Source organism: Peribacillus sp. FSL P2-0133, assembly GCF_037975445.1.
Classification (GTDB): Bacteria; Bacillota; Bacilli; order Bacillales; family DSM-1321; genus Peribacillus; species Peribacillus simplex_E.
On record NZ_CP150254.1, the window covers coordinates 4,255,730 to 4,271,082 of the forward strand.

Annotated in this window: 13 protein-coding genes; 3 read left to right on the plus strand and 10 right to left on the minus strand. The window is 43.4% G+C overall.

Annotation, left to right across the window (positions count from 1 at the left end; all coding sequences use genetic code 11):
• Positions 1 to 29 precede the first annotated feature (29 nt).
• From aceB to dnaE, 9 genes are all read right to left on the minus strand, one after another.
• A complete protein-coding gene (gene aceB / locus MKY17_RS20460; protein ID WP_098369981.1) occupies positions 30 to 1,622 on the minus strand; it encodes a malate synthase A in 1,593 nt (530 codons plus the stop codon).
• 376 nt (positions 1,623 to 1,998) lie between these two features.
• Positions 1,999 to 2,391 (minus strand): FxsA family protein, encoded by a 393-nt coding sequence (locus MKY17_RS20465; protein WP_098369980.1) that lies wholly within the window; start codon positions 2,389 to 2,391, stop codon positions 1,999 to 2,001.
• Between the two features lie 81 nt (positions 2,392 to 2,472).
• The gene (gene pyk / locus MKY17_RS20470; RefSeq protein WP_098369979.1) at positions 2,473 to 4,233 is read right to left on the minus strand and encodes a pyruvate kinase; all 1,761 of its coding nucleotides are present in this window, start codon (positions 4,231 to 4,233) and stop codon (positions 2,473 to 2,475) included.
• Positions 4,234 to 4,331: 98 nt separating this feature from the next.
• A complete protein-coding gene (gene pfkA, locus MKY17_RS20475) occupies positions 4,332 to 5,291 on the minus strand; it encodes a 6-phosphofructokinase (RefSeq protein ID WP_076364752.1) in 960 nt (319 codons plus the stop codon).
• Between the two features lie 268 nt (positions 5,292 to 5,559).
• The gene (accA, locus tag MKY17_RS20480) at positions 5,560 to 6,558 is read right to left on the minus strand and encodes an acetyl-CoA carboxylase carboxyl transferase subunit alpha (RefSeq protein ID WP_098369978.1); all 999 of its coding nucleotides are present in this window, start codon (positions 6,556 to 6,558) and stop codon (positions 5,560 to 5,562) included.
• Positions 6,555 to 7,418 (minus strand): acetyl-CoA carboxylase, carboxyltransferase subunit beta, encoded by an 864-nt coding sequence (gene accD, locus MKY17_RS20485; protein ID WP_098369977.1) that lies wholly within the window; start codon positions 7,416 to 7,418, stop codon positions 6,555 to 6,557. The genes accA and accD overlap by 4 nt, the downstream gene beginning before the upstream one ends.
• A 90-nt stretch (positions 7,419 to 7,508) precedes the next feature.
• Positions 7,509 to 8,138 (minus strand): GntR family transcriptional regulator, encoded by a 630-nt coding sequence (locus MKY17_RS20490; protein WP_098369976.1) that lies wholly within the window; start codon positions 8,136 to 8,138, stop codon positions 7,509 to 7,511.
• A 5-nt stretch (positions 8,139 to 8,143) separates the two neighbouring features.
• On the minus strand, positions 8,144 to 9,385 hold the full coding sequence (locus MKY17_RS20495) for a malic enzyme-like NAD(P)-binding protein (RefSeq protein ID WP_141993903.1): 1,242 nt from the start codon (positions 9,383 to 9,385) through the stop codon (positions 8,144 to 8,146).
• A gap of 112 nt (positions 9,386 to 9,497) precedes the next feature.
• Complete coding sequence (dnaE, locus tag MKY17_RS20500) at positions 9,498 to 12,857, minus strand: DNA polymerase III subunit alpha (protein WP_339200517.1); 3,360 nt, start codon at positions 12,855 to 12,857, stop codon at positions 9,498 to 9,500.
• Between the two features lie 182 nt (positions 12,858 to 13,039).
• Between dnaE and MKY17_RS20505 the strand changes: the two genes are divergently transcribed.
• Both MKY17_RS20505 and ytrI read left to right on the plus strand, forming a co-directional pair.
• Positions 13,040 to 13,375: a YtrH family sporulation protein gene (locus MKY17_RS20505; RefSeq protein WP_098369973.1), complete on the plus strand. Its 336-nt coding sequence runs from the start codon at positions 13,040 to 13,042 to the stop codon at positions 13,373 to 13,375.
• Positions 13,372 to 13,875 (plus strand): sporulation membrane protein YtrI, encoded by a 504-nt coding sequence (ytrI, locus tag MKY17_RS20510; RefSeq protein ID WP_098369972.1) that lies wholly within the window; start codon positions 13,372 to 13,374, stop codon positions 13,873 to 13,875. Before MKY17_RS20505 ends, ytrI begins: the two co-directional genes overlap by 4 nt.
• Positions 13,876 to 13,930: 55 nt before the next feature.
• On the opposite strand, the gene MKY17_RS20515 is transcribed toward ytrI, so the two are convergent.
• Positions 13,931 to 14,869 (minus strand): bifunctional oligoribonuclease/PAP phosphatase NrnA, encoded by a 939-nt coding sequence (locus MKY17_RS20515; protein ID WP_144526553.1) that lies wholly within the window; start codon positions 14,867 to 14,869, stop codon positions 13,931 to 13,933.
• Positions 14,870 to 15,037: 168 nt separating this feature from the next.
• On the opposite strand from MKY17_RS20515, the gene MKY17_RS20520 reads away from it, so the two are divergent.
• Positions 15,038 to 15,340, plus strand: coding sequence for a YtpI family protein (locus MKY17_RS20520; protein WP_076364735.1), 303 nt, complete (start codon positions 15,038 to 15,040; stop codon positions 15,338 to 15,340).
• Positions 15,341 to 15,353 lie beyond the last annotated feature (13 nt).

Below are 15,353 nucleotides of genomic sequence, written 5' to 3' on the forward strand. Positions count from 1 at the left end.
TTATTTCCTCCTAATTTATATTTTGAATATTAAGATAATTTTTCGTATGCGGCATTCGTTAAGAAATCTGCAAAGTCATCCGCTTCAATCAATTGTTCAAATAGTTTAGTAGACTCTTCAAACTTTCCTGATTTGAAAGTTCCTTCCCCTACTTCCGATTTAATGACCGCCAATTCTTCTTCTTTGATTTGATGGAATAATTCCTTGGTTATTTTCCTGCCATCTTCGAGAATGCCTTTTGGATGACGGATCCATTGCCAAACTTGAGCCCTTGAAATTTCAGCGGTTGCAGCATCTTCCATTAAGTTATTGATGGGTGCCGCACCTCTGCCGCTTAACCAGGAGGCGATATATTGGATGCCAACGTTAATATTCGTTCTTAATCCTGCCTCTGTGATCGTTCCCTCCGGTACAGCCAGCAACTCTTGAGCTGTTACATGGACATCTTCCCGTTTTCGGAAAATTTGATTCGGTTTTGGGACGAGCAGGTCAAAAACCTCTTTTGCCGTGCTTACCATACCTGGATGGGCAACCCATGTTCCATCATGACCGTCTCTTGCTTCGCGTTCTTTATCTGCCTTTACTTTTGCAAAAGCCTCATCGTTCTTAACCGGGTCATTTTTAACAGGAATTTGCGCCGCCATCCCGCCGATTGCAGGAGCATTACGAGTGTGACATGTTTTGATTGCCAGTAAGGAATACGCCCTCATGTTCGGGACGGTCATCGTGACCTGCTGCCGGTCTGGGAAGATGACATCATCCGAGTGACGGAATTTTTTCAGGAAACTAAAGATATAATCCCAGCGTCCACAGTTCAGGCCTGCCGAATGTTCTTTCAGCTCGTACAGAATTTCGTCCATTTCGAATGCAGCAAGAATCGTTTCTATCAAGACCGTTGCCTTGATGGTTCCTTGCGAAATTCTCAAATCGTTCTGTGCATATACGAATATGTCATTCCATAATCTTGCTTCGAGATGGCTTTCCATTTTTGGTAAGTAAAAGTATGGACCACTTTGTTTTTCGACCAACGCCTTTGCGTTGTGGTAAAAGTACAGTCCAAAATCAAAAATGCTGGCTGATATAGGCTGTCCATCCAAAAGGACATGTTTTTCCTCCAAATGCCAGCCGCGTGGCCTTACCTTTAGGACAGCTGTTCTTTCATTTAGTTCATACACTTTGCCATTTGGATTTTTAAATGAAATGGTTCCGCGGATTGCATCCCGCAGATTCAATTGGCCATCAATGCAATTCTCCCAAGTGGGTGAATTGGCATCTTCAAAGTCCGCCATGAATACATTGGCACCTGAGTTCATGGCATTAATGATCATTTTGCGATCAACAGGTCCAGTGATTTCAACCCTGCGGTCCTGCAAATCATTCGGGAGGGGCGCAATCGTCCAATCACTTTCGCGAATATGCTTCGTTTCTTCAAGGAAATCAGGAAGCTTACCTTGATTCAGTTCTTCCTGAACGCTTTTCCGCCGTTCTAGAAGTTCTGCCCTTCTTTCATTGAAATGCCGTTCAATTCTTTCGATGAATTGAAGAGCTTCCGTTGTAAGTATCTGTTCATATCCTGGCTTAATGTTGCCTGTAATTTGTAAGCCTTTTGCTTCCGTAATCATGTTGCCTCTCCACATCCTTTCCAACTCTTTTATGTTATAATACAGTTGTTTTATTTCCTGTTTGTATTATATAACACGTTGTATAAATTTGTCACCAGTTTTTTCTAAAAAATCTAAAAAAAGATTTTCAAGCATGGAAAAGCCTGATTTACCAATGTTTTCAAAGGGTTAATCTTTAAAAATCCTGTTATTATACACTTTTTCATTCTCGTGGAATTCATCATTTAATTGTGAAACAGGCAAAATCCGATTAACATTAAAACTCCTATTTGTTAATCAAAAAAAGCACCCTATAAAAAACTTGGATGCTTTTGTTGACCTTTTTTCCAGACCAAAAAAGGCTGCCTAAAAGCTTAAGCCTTTAGACAGCCTTATATTATTTATGCTGAATGATAGTAACTTTCCCTTTATTCACCCTGTTCATGATAAACCGGATAACAATCGGTTTGAGGAGATTCCGGGTTGGCGGAAACACTAGGATCAATCCCATGATATCCGAGATGAGCCCAGGGGACAGCAACAGTGCAGCTCCGATAAAGATACAGATTCCATCAATGATTTCATTTCCTGGCATCATTCCGTAACGAATCTGTTCCTGTGCCTTTTTCCACGTTTCCATCCCTTGCCGTTTAGCCAAATAAGCTCCGATCAAGCCTGTGGCTACAATCAGGAACAGCGTTGGCCAAAAACCAATCAGGTTGCCTGACAGCAAAAGGACAATAATTTCAACGACCGGCATCGCAATGATAAACATTAAAAAATATTTCATCTACATTCCTCCTGCACAGCCCATTTCTGGTGCGGTACATCCATCTTACCTCATCGGCACGGAATCAGCCAAAATTTCGTTTTACAAAACGTTGGCATGTCCATCGTAAATGACTCCGCGACCTGCATCGACTGTTATTCTTTGACCATCCTTGAAAACCTTGGTCGCGTCCTCCGCCCCAACGATGACCGGTATGCCCAATGTGACTCCTACAACAGCTGCATGGCTTGTCAAACCGCCTTCTTCCGTAATCAAGGCCGCACACTTTTCAATCGCCGGCATCATTTCGCGGTCCGAACCGATCGTAACCAATACAGAGCCTTCCGTCACTTTTTCCAAAGCTTCCTTGGCATTCTTAGCAATAACCACTTCACCTTTAGCTGATTTCCTGCCGATTCCTTGAGCCTTCAAAAGAACCTCTCCTAACACATGAATTTTCATCAAGTTAGTCGTACCTGTTTCACCTACAGGCACACCGGCTGTAATGACGACTAAATCCCCATGGGAAACTAAGCCGGAATGCAAGCTTTCATCTATTGCGGTTTGAAGCATTTCATCGGTAGTAGTTGCTTTTGGACCAATCTGCGGATAGACTCCCCAAACCAATGCAAGCCCTCTAGTAACATGATCATTGGATGTAACCGCAATGATCGGTGCTTTAGGGCGGTATTTGGAAATCATCCTGGCCGTATGACCGCTTTCCGTAGGGGTGATGATTGCCCCTGCATTAAGATTAAGCGCGGTGTGGGCAACGGATTGGCCAATAGCATCAGTGACATTATGACGGTTCACTTTGCTTCTGAGTGATAATATATCCCGATAATCGAGGGCAGTTTCAGCACGTGAAGCAATGTTATGCATCGTTTGCACCGCTTCGACAGGATAGGTTCCAGCAGCTGTTTCACCAGAAAGCATGATTGCATCCGTTCCATCAAATATGGCATTGGCCACGTCACTTGCTTCTGCACGGGTCGGCCTTGGATTACGCTGCATCGAATCGAGCATTTGTGTAGCCGTTATTACTGGTTTTCCAGCATTATTACATTTTTTGATCATTTGTTTTTGGACTAATGGCACTTCTTCTGCGGGAATTTCCACTCCCAAGTCTCCACGCGCTACCATCAAGCCATCTGAAACTTCCAAGATTTCATCAAGACGGTCTACACCCTCTTGATTTTCGATCTTAGGGATGATTTGAATATGTTCCGCTCCATTTTGCTGCAATAATTCACTTACTTCAAGCACATCGGAAGCCCTGCGTACAAATGAGGCAGCAATGAAGTCAATACCCTGTTCGATTCCAAAAAGGATATCCTGTTCATCTTTCTCCGTTATGCCAGGCAGGTTAACCGAAACTCCAGGTACATTCACGCCTTTTTTGTTTTTAAGTGTACCGCTATTCAAGATCTTGGTATGGATTTCTTTTCTTACCTTATCTATCTTCAACACTTCAAGCCCAATCAATCCATCATCCAAAAGGATTTTAGATCCTGGGTGGACATCATGCAGAAGCCCTTCATAGGTAATGGAGAATTTTTCAGGTGTTCCCAGGACTTCATTCATGGAAATAATGATTTCATTGCCGGCTACAAGCTCTATGGAATCATTCTCCATATTATTTGTCCGTATTTCAGGTCCTTTTGTATCCAACAGGATAGCAACCTGTTTACCCGCTTTTTCGCTCGCTTCTCTAATATTGCGTATTCTAGCGGCATGTTCTTCATGATTTCCATGAGAAAAGTTAAGCCGTGCTACATTCATCCCCGCCTCTATTAATTGAACCAGCTTTTCTATACTTTCACTTGCGGGGCCAATCGTACAAACAATCTTGGTTTTACGCATATTGTCATCCTCCTTTAAGGAAAACTGCCGCCTGTCCACCTTTTGAAGACAGGGGCGCAGTGTTTTATGTCTTCTTTAAACATTCCTATCAATAATGATTAAATGGATAGCTCAGCAGATAATTCATACATTTTCTTATCAATTGTATGCGGTTTAGCAAGAGCTTCGATGATATCATAATCAACGAGTTGATTTTGTTCTATCCCGACAGCCCTGCCTCCTTTTCCTTCAAGAAGCAGTTCAACGGCTTTTGCTCCAAGCCGGCTTGCCAATACACGGTCATTTGCCGAAGGAGATCCTCCGCGCTGGACATGGCCCAGGACCGTTACACGGGTTTCAAACCCTGCCTTTTCCTCAATTTTCCTGGAGATATCAACGGCACTTCCAACACCTTCAGCTACAATGATGATACTATGCTTTTTCCCACGGTCATGTCCGCGGTTCAGCTTTCCAATCAGATCTTCTATATCATATTCATATTCAGGACAAAGAATCGTTTCAGCTCCGCCAGCCAATCCAGCCCAAAGCGCAATATCGCCGGCATCTCTTCCCATCACTTCAACCACATAAGTCCTTTCATGAGAAGTGGCCGTATCCCGAATTTTATCGATAGCATCGATGACTGTATTAAGGGCCGTATCAAAACCAATCGTGAAATCCGTACCCGGTATGTCATTATCAATCGTTCCAGGAACTCCGATACAAGGGAAGCCCCTTTCCGTTAAAGCTTTCGCTCCGCGGTATGAACCATCGCCACCAATGATGACAATGCCCTCGATACCAAGTTTATTCAATTGTTCAATCGCTTTCAGCTGGCCTTCCTCCGTCTTAAATTCCGGACAGCGAGCCGTATGTAACATCGTGCCGCCTCGATGAATGATATCCCCGACCGATCCAAGTTCAAGCTTCTTTATATTTCCATTTATCAGTCCCTGATAGCCATGATAAATACCGAAGACCTCAATTTCATGAAAAATTGCTTTCCGGACAACCGCTCGGACTGCCGCATTCATGCCAGGAGAATCTCCTCCACTTGTCAATACACCTATTCTTTTCATAAATGTCACCTCTCTACAGCACTAATCAATTTTTAGCCTCGTTATATCATTGTACCCTTTTTCAAGCTTCAATAAGCAGTAAGATGCTCACTTGATGTTATAAGCCTAACCGATTCTCATCAGAAATTGAAGTAAAATGGCGCAAAAGTTTACATTCTACACACAAACCATATTCTTTACACGTTTCTGTAATGAATACATATGTGCCCATGAAAGGATGAAAAAACGTGTTGCCCAAGGCAGCACGTTTTCCCTTTTGTAAATGTGTTTATGAATGCTGTTCAACTTCCTTAGGCTCTCCCTCAGGCTGTTTTGCAAATTCATATTCACCGATTTTCTTGAATTTCATATAACGCTGGTTGATAAGATCATCACTATTCAATGGCAGAAGTTCATTGAATGAACGTTTCAGGATATCCTTGATGGCTTCTGCCTGTAAATTTGAATCCCGATGGGCGCCGCCCCTCACTTCAGGAATGATCTCATCGATGACTCCTAAGCGGTTTAAATCGGGAGCCGTGATTTTCATCGATTCCGCAGCCCTCTTAGCCTGAGAGGCATCCTTCCACAGCAAGGCTGCAGCCCCTTCAGGGGAAATTACCGAATATGTTGAGTTCTCAAGCATGAAAATTCGGTCCCCGACGCCAAGTGCCAATGCACCGCCGCTTCCGCCTTCACCGATGACAATACTGATGACCGGCACCTTCAGCCCCGCCATTTCGAAAAGGTTTTTCGCAATGGCTTCACTTTGCCCGCGCTCTTCAGCAGCTTTACCAGGGAAAGCTCCCTTCGTATCAATGAAACAAATAATCGGACGGTTGAATTTTTCCGCCTGTTTCATCAAACGTAAAGCTTTTCGATAGCCTTCAGGATGGGGCATGCCAAAGTTACGACGGATGTTTTCCTTCGTATCCTTACCTCGCTGATGACCGATGACAGTCACGGCAAGTCCATCAAATTCTGCGATTCCAGCGACAATCGCTTCATCATCCCCATAATAACGATCACCATGAAACTCGATGAAGTCATTGAATAATAGCGGAATGTAATCAAGCGTCGTCGGACGGGCTGGATGCCGGGCAATCTGAACACGATCCCACGGTTTAAGATGGTTATAAATATCCACTTCCAGCTTCTCTAGACGCTTTTCCAATGTTTCGATTTCAGCTGTTAAGTCTACATCAGCGTCCTTCGAAATGGCTTTTAGCTCTTTAATCTTATTTCTAAGGTCCGTAATGGGACGCTCGAACTCTAATTCGTAAATCATAACCATTCACCGCCCGGGGCATGGATTTTAAGGATCGTCGTCAAGGTTTCCTTCATTTCCGTACGTTTGACGACCGCATCCAATTGGCCGTGCTTCATCAAGAATTCAGACGTTTGGAAATCTTCAGGAAGCTCTTCATGAATCGTCTGTTCAATGATTCTTCGTCCCGCAAAACCAATAAGGGCTCCAGGTTCGGCTAGATTAATATCGCCAAGTGACGCGAAACTTGCCGAAACTCCACCTGTGGTAGGATGAGTCATCATTGATATGATCAGTCCGCCTTCATTGCTGAATATCTTGAGTGCCGCACTTGTCTTCGCCATCTGCATCAAGCTTAAAACGCCCTCCTGCATCCGAGCGCCGCCTGAAGCCGTAAATATGATGAACGGAATCTTCAATTCACCTGCACGTTCAATAGCACGGGTAATTTTTTCCCCAACAACGGATCCCATGCTTCCCATCCGGAAATTCGAATCCATGATGGCAGTTGAAACTTGGTACCCATTGATGTTTCCCACTCCTGTGACAACCGCCTCATTAATCTTGGCTTTCTTTCTATCTTTTTCCAATTTTTCTAAGTAATCCGGAAATTCAAGCGGGTTAACTGAAATCATTTCTTTATCAAATTCATTAAAAGTGCCTGCGTCGAATAAAAATTCGATGCGCTCATGGGAAGACATCGGATGATGGTACCCGCAATGCAGACAGACTTTCTTGTTTTTCACCAATTCTTTTGTATACATGATTTTTTTACAGCCGGTGCACTTTGTCATGATTCCTTCCGGTACATCTTGTTTCTCACGATCTAAAGGAACCGTTGCATATTTCTTCTTAGACTTCGCAAATAGCTCTTTAAGCAAGCTTAATCCTCCCTTTACCACCAATTATCTATTTTATGATACTTGGTACAAACTATATCAGAAATGAAATTAGTATCGTGTAAAAAGGTGTCACTCGTCCTTCGACATATTTCTAATTCTAATAAGATAAGTTTCGATGGCTTTTTCTTCATCACGTTCGAGCAAATATGTAAGAAGTGCCAGATAATCTTCTTTTTTCACATTACCCTGTACCATCTCTGATGTTCTAGCATAGCTGTTGACAATGCGCCAAATTCTTTCCAGCAATCGATTGCGATTCAAAATGGCAATTCTTAAGAAGAAATCATCATCATGAAACTCATCCGCTTTGACCCAGACCATTAATCTTTTAATATCCTCAGCCGTAGCGAAAAAGGCGACTATCCGCAAACAGTCAATTTCAATCAGCCTTTTCGTCTCAGACAAATCTTCTTGTACTTTTTTATCTTGCAAAAAAAAGGTTCCCAGAAGCTCGACTAGCTTATGCTCCTGGAAATCCCTGATAAACGTCCCTTCACCACGCCTTGTTTCTATTAACCCTAATAGTTCTAAGGCACGCAATGCTTCACGGACAGAGGAACGGCCAACATTAAAACGATCCGATAACTCCCGTTCTGATGGGATTTTATCTCCCGGCAGGAGGCTGTCCGCTTCAATCATGGTACGTAGGCTCTCAACGACATCGAGATAAATTTTGGATGAAGAAGTACGACCTGCCAAATTAATTATTCCTCACTTTTTCCAATGATCGCTAATTTCCTTGTTTTTTCTTTAATTTCCTCTGGATCTACATTAATTCTAGCTACTCCCGTTTCCATCGCTGCCTTGGCAACAGCAGCCGCGACTGCAGGTGCTACCCTCTCATCAAATGGAGCAGGGATGACGTAGTCTTCGTTTAACTCATGTTCCTGTATTAAACCGGCAATGGCTTGTACTGCAGCAACCTTCATTTTTTCATTGATATGAGTCGCACGTACATCTAGGGCACCACGGAAAATCCCAGGGAAAGCAAGGACGTTATTGACCTGATTCGGGAAATCCGAACGGCCTGTTCCAACAACTTTGGCTCCTGCCGCTTTTGCATCTTCCGGCATGATTTCCGGATCTGGATTAGCCATCGCGAAAATGATCGCATCCCGGTTCATCGAAGAAACCATTTCTTTTGTCAATGCTCCTGCAGCAGAAACACCTATAAATACATCAGCGTTTTGAATGACAGTTTCCAAAGGTCCTGAAACCTTATTTCGATTGGTCACTTTCGCCACTTGTTCTTTTGTATCATTCATACCTGTCGAACGGCCCTCATAAATGGCACCCTTCGTATCACACATGATAATGTCACGAACTCCATAGCTATAAAGCAATTTAATGATGGCAATGCCAGCAGCGCCTGCTCCATTCGCTACCACTTTAATTTCTGACATTGATTTATTCACTAGTCGTAACGCGTTCACAAGACCGGCAACAGTAACAATGGCTGTACCGTGCTGATCATCATGAAAAACAGGAATATTCATTTCTTTCTTGAGTCGTTCTTCAATTTCAAAACAATTTGGTGCGGCTATGTCCTCTAAGTTCACTCCGCCGAAAGTCGGTTCGAGTAATTTAACGGTCTCTACAATTTTGTCCACATCCGTCGTTTTTAAACAGATTGGGAAAGCGTCAACTCCAGCGAAACTTTTAAATAGAACGGCTTTACCTTCCATAACCGGCATGGCAGCTTCCGGACCGATGTTCCCAAGTCCCAATACAGCCGTTCCATCAGAAATAACAGCAACAGTATTCCCCTTCATTGTATAGTCATAAACGGTATCCGGCTTATCGTAAATATCTTTACACGGTTCTGCGACACCAGGAGAATAAGCCAGGCTTAAATCTACTGCATTCCTTACCGGTACTTTCGAAACTGTTTCTAATTTTCCTTGATTCAAGCGGTGCATATGTAAAGCTTCTTCTCTTAATGTCATAGTTTCACTCCTAAACCAAATTGGGTATCCCATATCATATATGCTGAAATCTAGTGGTCAGACCACAGCGGCCTGTTTTCAATATAACATAACTATTAAAGTTGTAAAACAGTTATTCTTTCTTGTAAACCACATTCCCTTTTCCGACCAAGTCAAATAATGCCTGCATCAGTCTATCTGTAGGATTGACCCAATCCCAATAAGATAGCTGTACATAGCGGTTTTCCCTCTCGTAAAAAAGCATGACCTTCGTTTCACCGCTATGCTGCATTAAAATTTTTTTTATTTTTTGCAGTGTATCCTTCGTTTGCTTGCCAGCCTCGATTTTCAGGAATATCGTTCCGTTTCTTTCCTCTTTCATCTGCTTCACTTTTTCAAGCGGGTATACGTTCCTGATCAGGAGCTGTGTTTTTCCATCCCGCTCTTCCAATGTTCCTTGCAGCATAACGAGTTGTCCGTGATTCAAGTCGGCAGAGTGATTTTTATAAACATTTGGAAAAACGACCGCTTCAATATCCCCCTCTTCATCACTAACGCTCAAAAAAGCCATCACATCGCCCTTTTTTGTCCTTATGGTTTTAACCGACGTAATGTACGCGCCAAGCAAGACTTTTGATTCCTTTTTATTGGTAGCTTCATCTATGGTCAAACAGCCGAAGTGCTGAAAAAGTTCTCTATAGCTTGTCACCGGATGATTCGATAGATAAAGCCCCAATGCGCTTTTTTCCAATGAGAGTTTGTGCTCGATAGGGATAGGCTCGACCCGGTTGTATTTCGGTTTGAGTGAAAACTCGCCATCGGAAAACATATCGAATAGGTCATCATCTGGATTAACCAATTCAGTATGATTGATCGCTACGTCCAAGCTCGCCAACAATGTTGCCCGGTCCTCACCGAATTCATCAAATGCACCTGAATGCACAAGCGCCTCCAACACTTTTCTATTTACGATTTTTCCCGAAACGCGCAAACAGAAATCGAATAAATCAGCGAACTTCTTCTGCCTCCTTGCAGCAAAGATTTCTTTTAGGACCGTACCGCCTATCCCTTTTATGGCTCCAAGGCTATAACGGATCCCTTCCTTTTCCGGTAAAAACGGGTAACCGCTCCGGTTAATCGAGGGACTCAGAACCATTATCCCTTTCTTTTTGGCTTCACGGATATATTGCGATATCTTTTCATCATTCCCGACGACCGATGTCAGGAGTGCTGCCATGAAATATTCCGGATGGTGGGTTTTCAAGTAACCCAGCTGATAAGCGATGAAACTATACGCCACCGCATGGCTTCGGTTGAATCCATAGTTAGCGAAGCGGACGATCAAGGAATAAATCTCATCTGCCGTTTTTTCGGAGTATCCTTGTTTCAATGAGCCGTTCACGAAATGCTGCCGCTCTTGATCCAGAACATCCTTCTTCTTCTTCGAAACGGCACGACGGAGCAGGTCAGCCTCCCCTAATGAAAACCCGGCTAAGCGGGAGGCGATTTGCATGATTTGTTCTTGATAAACGATGACCCCGTATGTAGGCTCGAGGATATCCTTCAAATCCTCGTGCAGGTAATCAATCGGAGCCAGTCCATGTTTTCGCTCGATGAACAGCGGTATATTTTCCATCGGACCTGGACGATATAGAGCATTGACCGCGACGATATCCTCGAATCGGTTCGGTTTCAGCTTGATCAAAACCTTTCGGATGCCATCCGATTCAAATTGAAACACTCCAGTTGTTTCGCCTCTCCCTAAAAGGGCTAGCGTCTCGGGGTCATCCATCGGGATATGTGACAAGTCGAGCTTTTTCCCCGTTCCCTTTTTGATGTTATTTAAAATATTATCGATGAGCGTTAAATTGCGGAGTCCAAGAAAATCCATTTTAAGAAGTCCCAGTTCTTCGAGAAGGTCCATTGGATATTGAGTCAGATGGATGCCTTCATGCCCCCCCTGAATCGGAATATGCTCGGTCAGTGCCTGATCGCTGATGACGACGCCGGCGGCATGTGTCGAGGCATGGCGAGGCAGCCCTTCAAGCAATAAAGCGGTTTGAAAAAGTTTTTGATTCAGGTCACTCTCATTAACGAATTCCCTGAGCCTTTTCGATTCCTTGAAGGCCTCGGGAAGCGTGATGCCCAGGCGGCCTGGAATCATTTTCGATACCGCTTCCTGTTCCTTTGAATTCAAGCCGAAAACACGGCCTGTGTCCCTTAACGCAGCTTTGGCAGCCAATGTTCCGAATGTAATGATTTGTGCTACATGAAGTTCCCCGTACTTCTTCGCGACATAGGCAATCACTTCTTCACGGCGGTTATCCGGAAAGTCAATGTCGATATCCGGCATCGAGACACGTTCCGGATTCAGGAAACGCTCGAACAGCAAGGAATGTTCGATTGGATCGACATCCGTAATCGACAGCACATAAGCGACCATCGATCCGGCGGCCGACCCCCTTCCAGGACCAGTCAGGATTTGATGATCCTTAGCGAATTTCATGAAATCCCAAACGATCAAAAAGTAATCGCTGAATTTCATCTTGGTGATGATATCCAATTCATATCGCAGGCGCTCTTCATATTGAATGGATGGCTCCGGCAATCTTTTCTTCAGCCCTTGGAAACAGATGGCTTCGAGCATTTCCTCTGCTGTGACTCCATCTTCAGTCGGGTACTTAGGAAGCAGTGAACGGTGAAATGGAATTTCCAGATTGCATTGCGCGGCAATATGCAGTGTATTTTCGAGTGCATCCGGTCTGTCATGAAATAGTTCTGCCATCTGTGCCCGGCTTTTCAAATAAAATTGATCGGATTCAAGAACCGTATGCGTCTCATCCGCCAGCTTGTCGCCATTTCCAATTGCCAATAGGACTTCTTGAGCGAGTGCATCGCTTTCGTTCAAATAATAGACTGGATTCGTCGCGACAATCTTTATCTCTAAATCTCTCGCCAACTGACTTATGGCTTCGTTGCCTTTTTCCTCATTCGCGATCGAAAGTCTCTGTATGGATACATAAAAGTTATCATGACCAAAAATTTGCAGAAATCGCCCCGCTGCCTGTTTGGCCTCCTCAGGATTTTCTTCTCTCAATAGCGTTTCTATTTGCCCCTCAACACCCGGTGTGATTGCTATCAAGCCCCGAGAATAGGCTTTAAGCCAATTCATTGGAATGCCTGACGGGGATTTCGTTTTTATGGCACTGCTTATTTTAAGCAGGTTTTGATATCCTTGTAGACTTTTTGCCAATAAAAGAAGTCCATGTGGCGAATCCCGTTCATCAAGGACATCTGCAAGTATGCCGATGATCGGCTTTATCCCCTGTCTCTTGCATTCTTTATAAAAATAGACCGAACCGTACATAACATTTCGATCGGTTAAGGCAAGACTTGTACAGCCATCCGCTTTCGCTTTGGCCACAAGTTCAGTGATCTTCACCGTACTTGTCAGCAGGCTGTATCCGCTCTGAATATGGAGATGAGTATACACGTTTTTTCTCCCACCTTTGTAAGGCATGTTTCTTTTCATTATAGTGTTTATTTCAAAAAAAGAAAATATGTTCTCATTACCAATGGAATTTAACTTACTGATTTCCGGCGACTATCATATTACCTCTGAACTTCCCATATAAATGGAATAGAAGAATATCAAGAAAAAAAGGATGATGATATATGAATGAAGCCTTTGTTCCAGCCTTCATCAACAGCTTTTTCATATCGCTTGGCGTATTGCTTGGTGGCTCGATAATCGGGGGCCTCGCCGCTTTTTTTACTGGACAAGCCCCGATGACGACTGTATTCCGACTGTCGGACAGCCTTCGTATTTGGGCGATTGTCGCTGCAATCGGGGGTACTTTTGATATGGTTTATAATTTCGAACGCGGTATTTTCCACGGGGAAACGAAGGATATAGTCAAGCAGGTCCTATTGATTCTATCTGCACTTGGCGGAGCACAGACAGGAGCACTGATCATAAACTGGTTCACGCAGGAGCATATTTCATCATGAGGATTCCTCCCTATCACCGGTCTCCCACCTGGCAGCGCTTCTTTGCCGGAGCCGCACTTGGCGGATTGATCAGTTGGGTGATTTTCTTTTATATGCATGGTGTCCAGCAGGAGAAGCAGATCCGGACCCTTCACGAACAAAGTGAAGTGATACAGGATTTAAACGGGAAAATCGCAATTTGGGAGCAGGATTATAAAAAATTGAACCAGAAAAACGAGGAGATATTGACGATTCAGGAAGTGGAAGTAACCATTACGAATGAAAAATACAGTCTGGATCGGCTGAGTATTGCAGAAGCCGAGGATGTGATAGAGGACGACCTTTCCTCTCTTCTTGCCAAAGATGTCGCCAGTGTCTATGACGGAAAGCTGCTTTTGAAAAAATCCATCGAAAATAAGATCGTTACCATCAATAAAAAGCGCTATCGACTTGAAGTCGTCGAGATCATGTTTTATACGAAAATGAATATTGAAATCAAACTAAAAAGGACTACTTCTTAATAATATCCACTAAATTTAAAGACCAAATCATATGCGATTTGGTCTTTAAGTTTTTTCATTCCGATTTATTCAACTCTTCCATGTCGGCAAGGATATTATCCACTTCATCCCAAGAATGAATCGAAGCCCCTGCTGCAAGCGGGTGGCCTCCTCCGTTATATTTACGGGCAATCGTATTGATGATCGGACCTTTAGAACGGAAACGGACTCTGATTTCTTTATCCTCTTCAATGAAAAAGACCCATGACTTAACATTTTTAATCGAACCGAGCGAGGAAACGAGCTGAGATGCCTCAGATGTAGAAGCCTGGAATTGTTCAAGTATATCTTTTGTGATGATCATTTTCCCTGTGCCATATGGAAGGATTTCAAAATGCTGCAACACATAGCCATTCAACCGGACTATGCTTTCCTCGACGTCATACATCTCCTGATATAACTGCGGGCGGGAGAACGAATAGTTAATCAATTCACTGGCATAGGCAAATGTCTTTTCAGTCGTATTCTGGAATAGGAAACGACCCGTATCGCCAACAATGCCTGCATATAGAAGGCGTGCCGCTTCATCACTCATCTTCAAGCCCTGTTCTTTACCGAACTGGTAAAACTCATAAATCATTTCACTTGCTGAACTTGCCGATGTATCGACCCAACGCATATCCCCATATGGATCTTCATTAGGATGATGATCGATCTTAATCAGTTTATCACCCGTCGTGTACCTTGCATCACAAATCCGGTCCGTATTTGCGGTATCACAAACGATGACCAGAGCACCTTGATATGTTTCATCCGAAATCACATCGAGCCTTCTTAAGTAATTCAATGACGGTTCTTCTTTCCCGACCGTAAAAATTCGCTTTTCTGGGAAAGATGCTTTCAGGATTTCCGCCAATCCCCCCTGTGAACCATAAGCGTCCGGATCTGGACGGACATGACGATGGAGAATGATAGTATCATAACGCTTTATATCTGCTAATATTTCAGCTTTCATATAGATCTCCCCTTAACATATGTATTATCGAGCCTTATAAAGATGATATATTTCATTTAATCAAAAAATTGGGGAAATAGGAAGACTCATCTTGTTAACTGTGGCATTCTCTTTCATTTCCCGCTACAATAAAAAGGTACATATGTTAAATTGGGGGAATTTCAAACGATGCCTATTCTTGTCACCTTGATCGTTCTTTCGCTAGGGGTCTATCTGTTTTATAAAATCAAATCGGTCCGAACCAGGATGCCGATGGAGAAAAAGTGGATTTCTGGGAAGTCTTCCATCGCCCTCGGTGCGTTTGTCGCACTATTCGGAATCAATCAGCTTTTTCTGTTCCACACGACCATCACTTATATCATTGCTGCCGTTTTCATCTTCGTTGGCCTATTCAGTGTTTGGGGCGGCTATAAAATGTATAAATTTTATTTGCCACATGCAATCGAAGAAGCTGCAAACCAAAAAGGATAATCGAATTTCGATT

Excerpts from the sequence above, each read along its gene's own strand:
- aceB (WP_098369981.1), bottom strand. The coding sequence starts at position 1,622 with ATGATTACGGAAGCAAAAGGCTTACAAATTACAGGCAACATTAAGCCA.
- MKY17_RS20465 (WP_098369980.1), bottom strand. The coding sequence starts at position 2,391 with ATGAAATATTTTTTAATGTTTATCATTGCGATGCCGGTCGTTGAAATT.
- pyk (WP_098369979.1), bottom strand. The coding sequence starts at position 4,233 with ATGCGTAAAACCAAGATTGTTTGTACGATTGGCCCCGCAAGTGAAAGT.
- pfkA (WP_076364752.1), bottom strand. The coding sequence starts at position 5,291 with ATGAAAAGAATAGGTGTATTGACAAGTGGAGGAGATTCTCCTGGCATG.
- accA (WP_098369978.1), bottom strand. The coding sequence starts at position 6,558 with ATGATTTACGAATTAGAGTTCGAGCGTCCCATTACGGACCTTAGAAAT.
- MKY17_RS20495 (WP_141993903.1), bottom strand. The coding sequence starts at position 9,385 with ATGACATTAAGAGAAGAAGCTTTACATATGCACCGCTTGAATCAAGGA.
- MKY17_RS20505 (WP_098369973.1), top strand. The coding sequence starts at position 13,040 with ATGAATGAAGCCTTTGTTCCAGCCTTCATCAACAGCTTTTTCATATCG.
- ytrI (WP_098369972.1), top strand. The coding sequence starts at position 13,372 with ATGAGGATTCCTCCCTATCACCGGTCTCCCACCTGGCAGCGCTTCTTT.
- MKY17_RS20515 (WP_144526553.1), bottom strand. The coding sequence starts at position 14,869 with ATGAAAGCTGAAATATTAGCAGATATAAAGCGTTATGATACTATCATT.
- MKY17_RS20520 (WP_076364735.1), top strand. The coding sequence starts at position 15,038 with ATGCCTATTCTTGTCACCTTGATCGTTCTTTCGCTAGGGGTCTATCTG.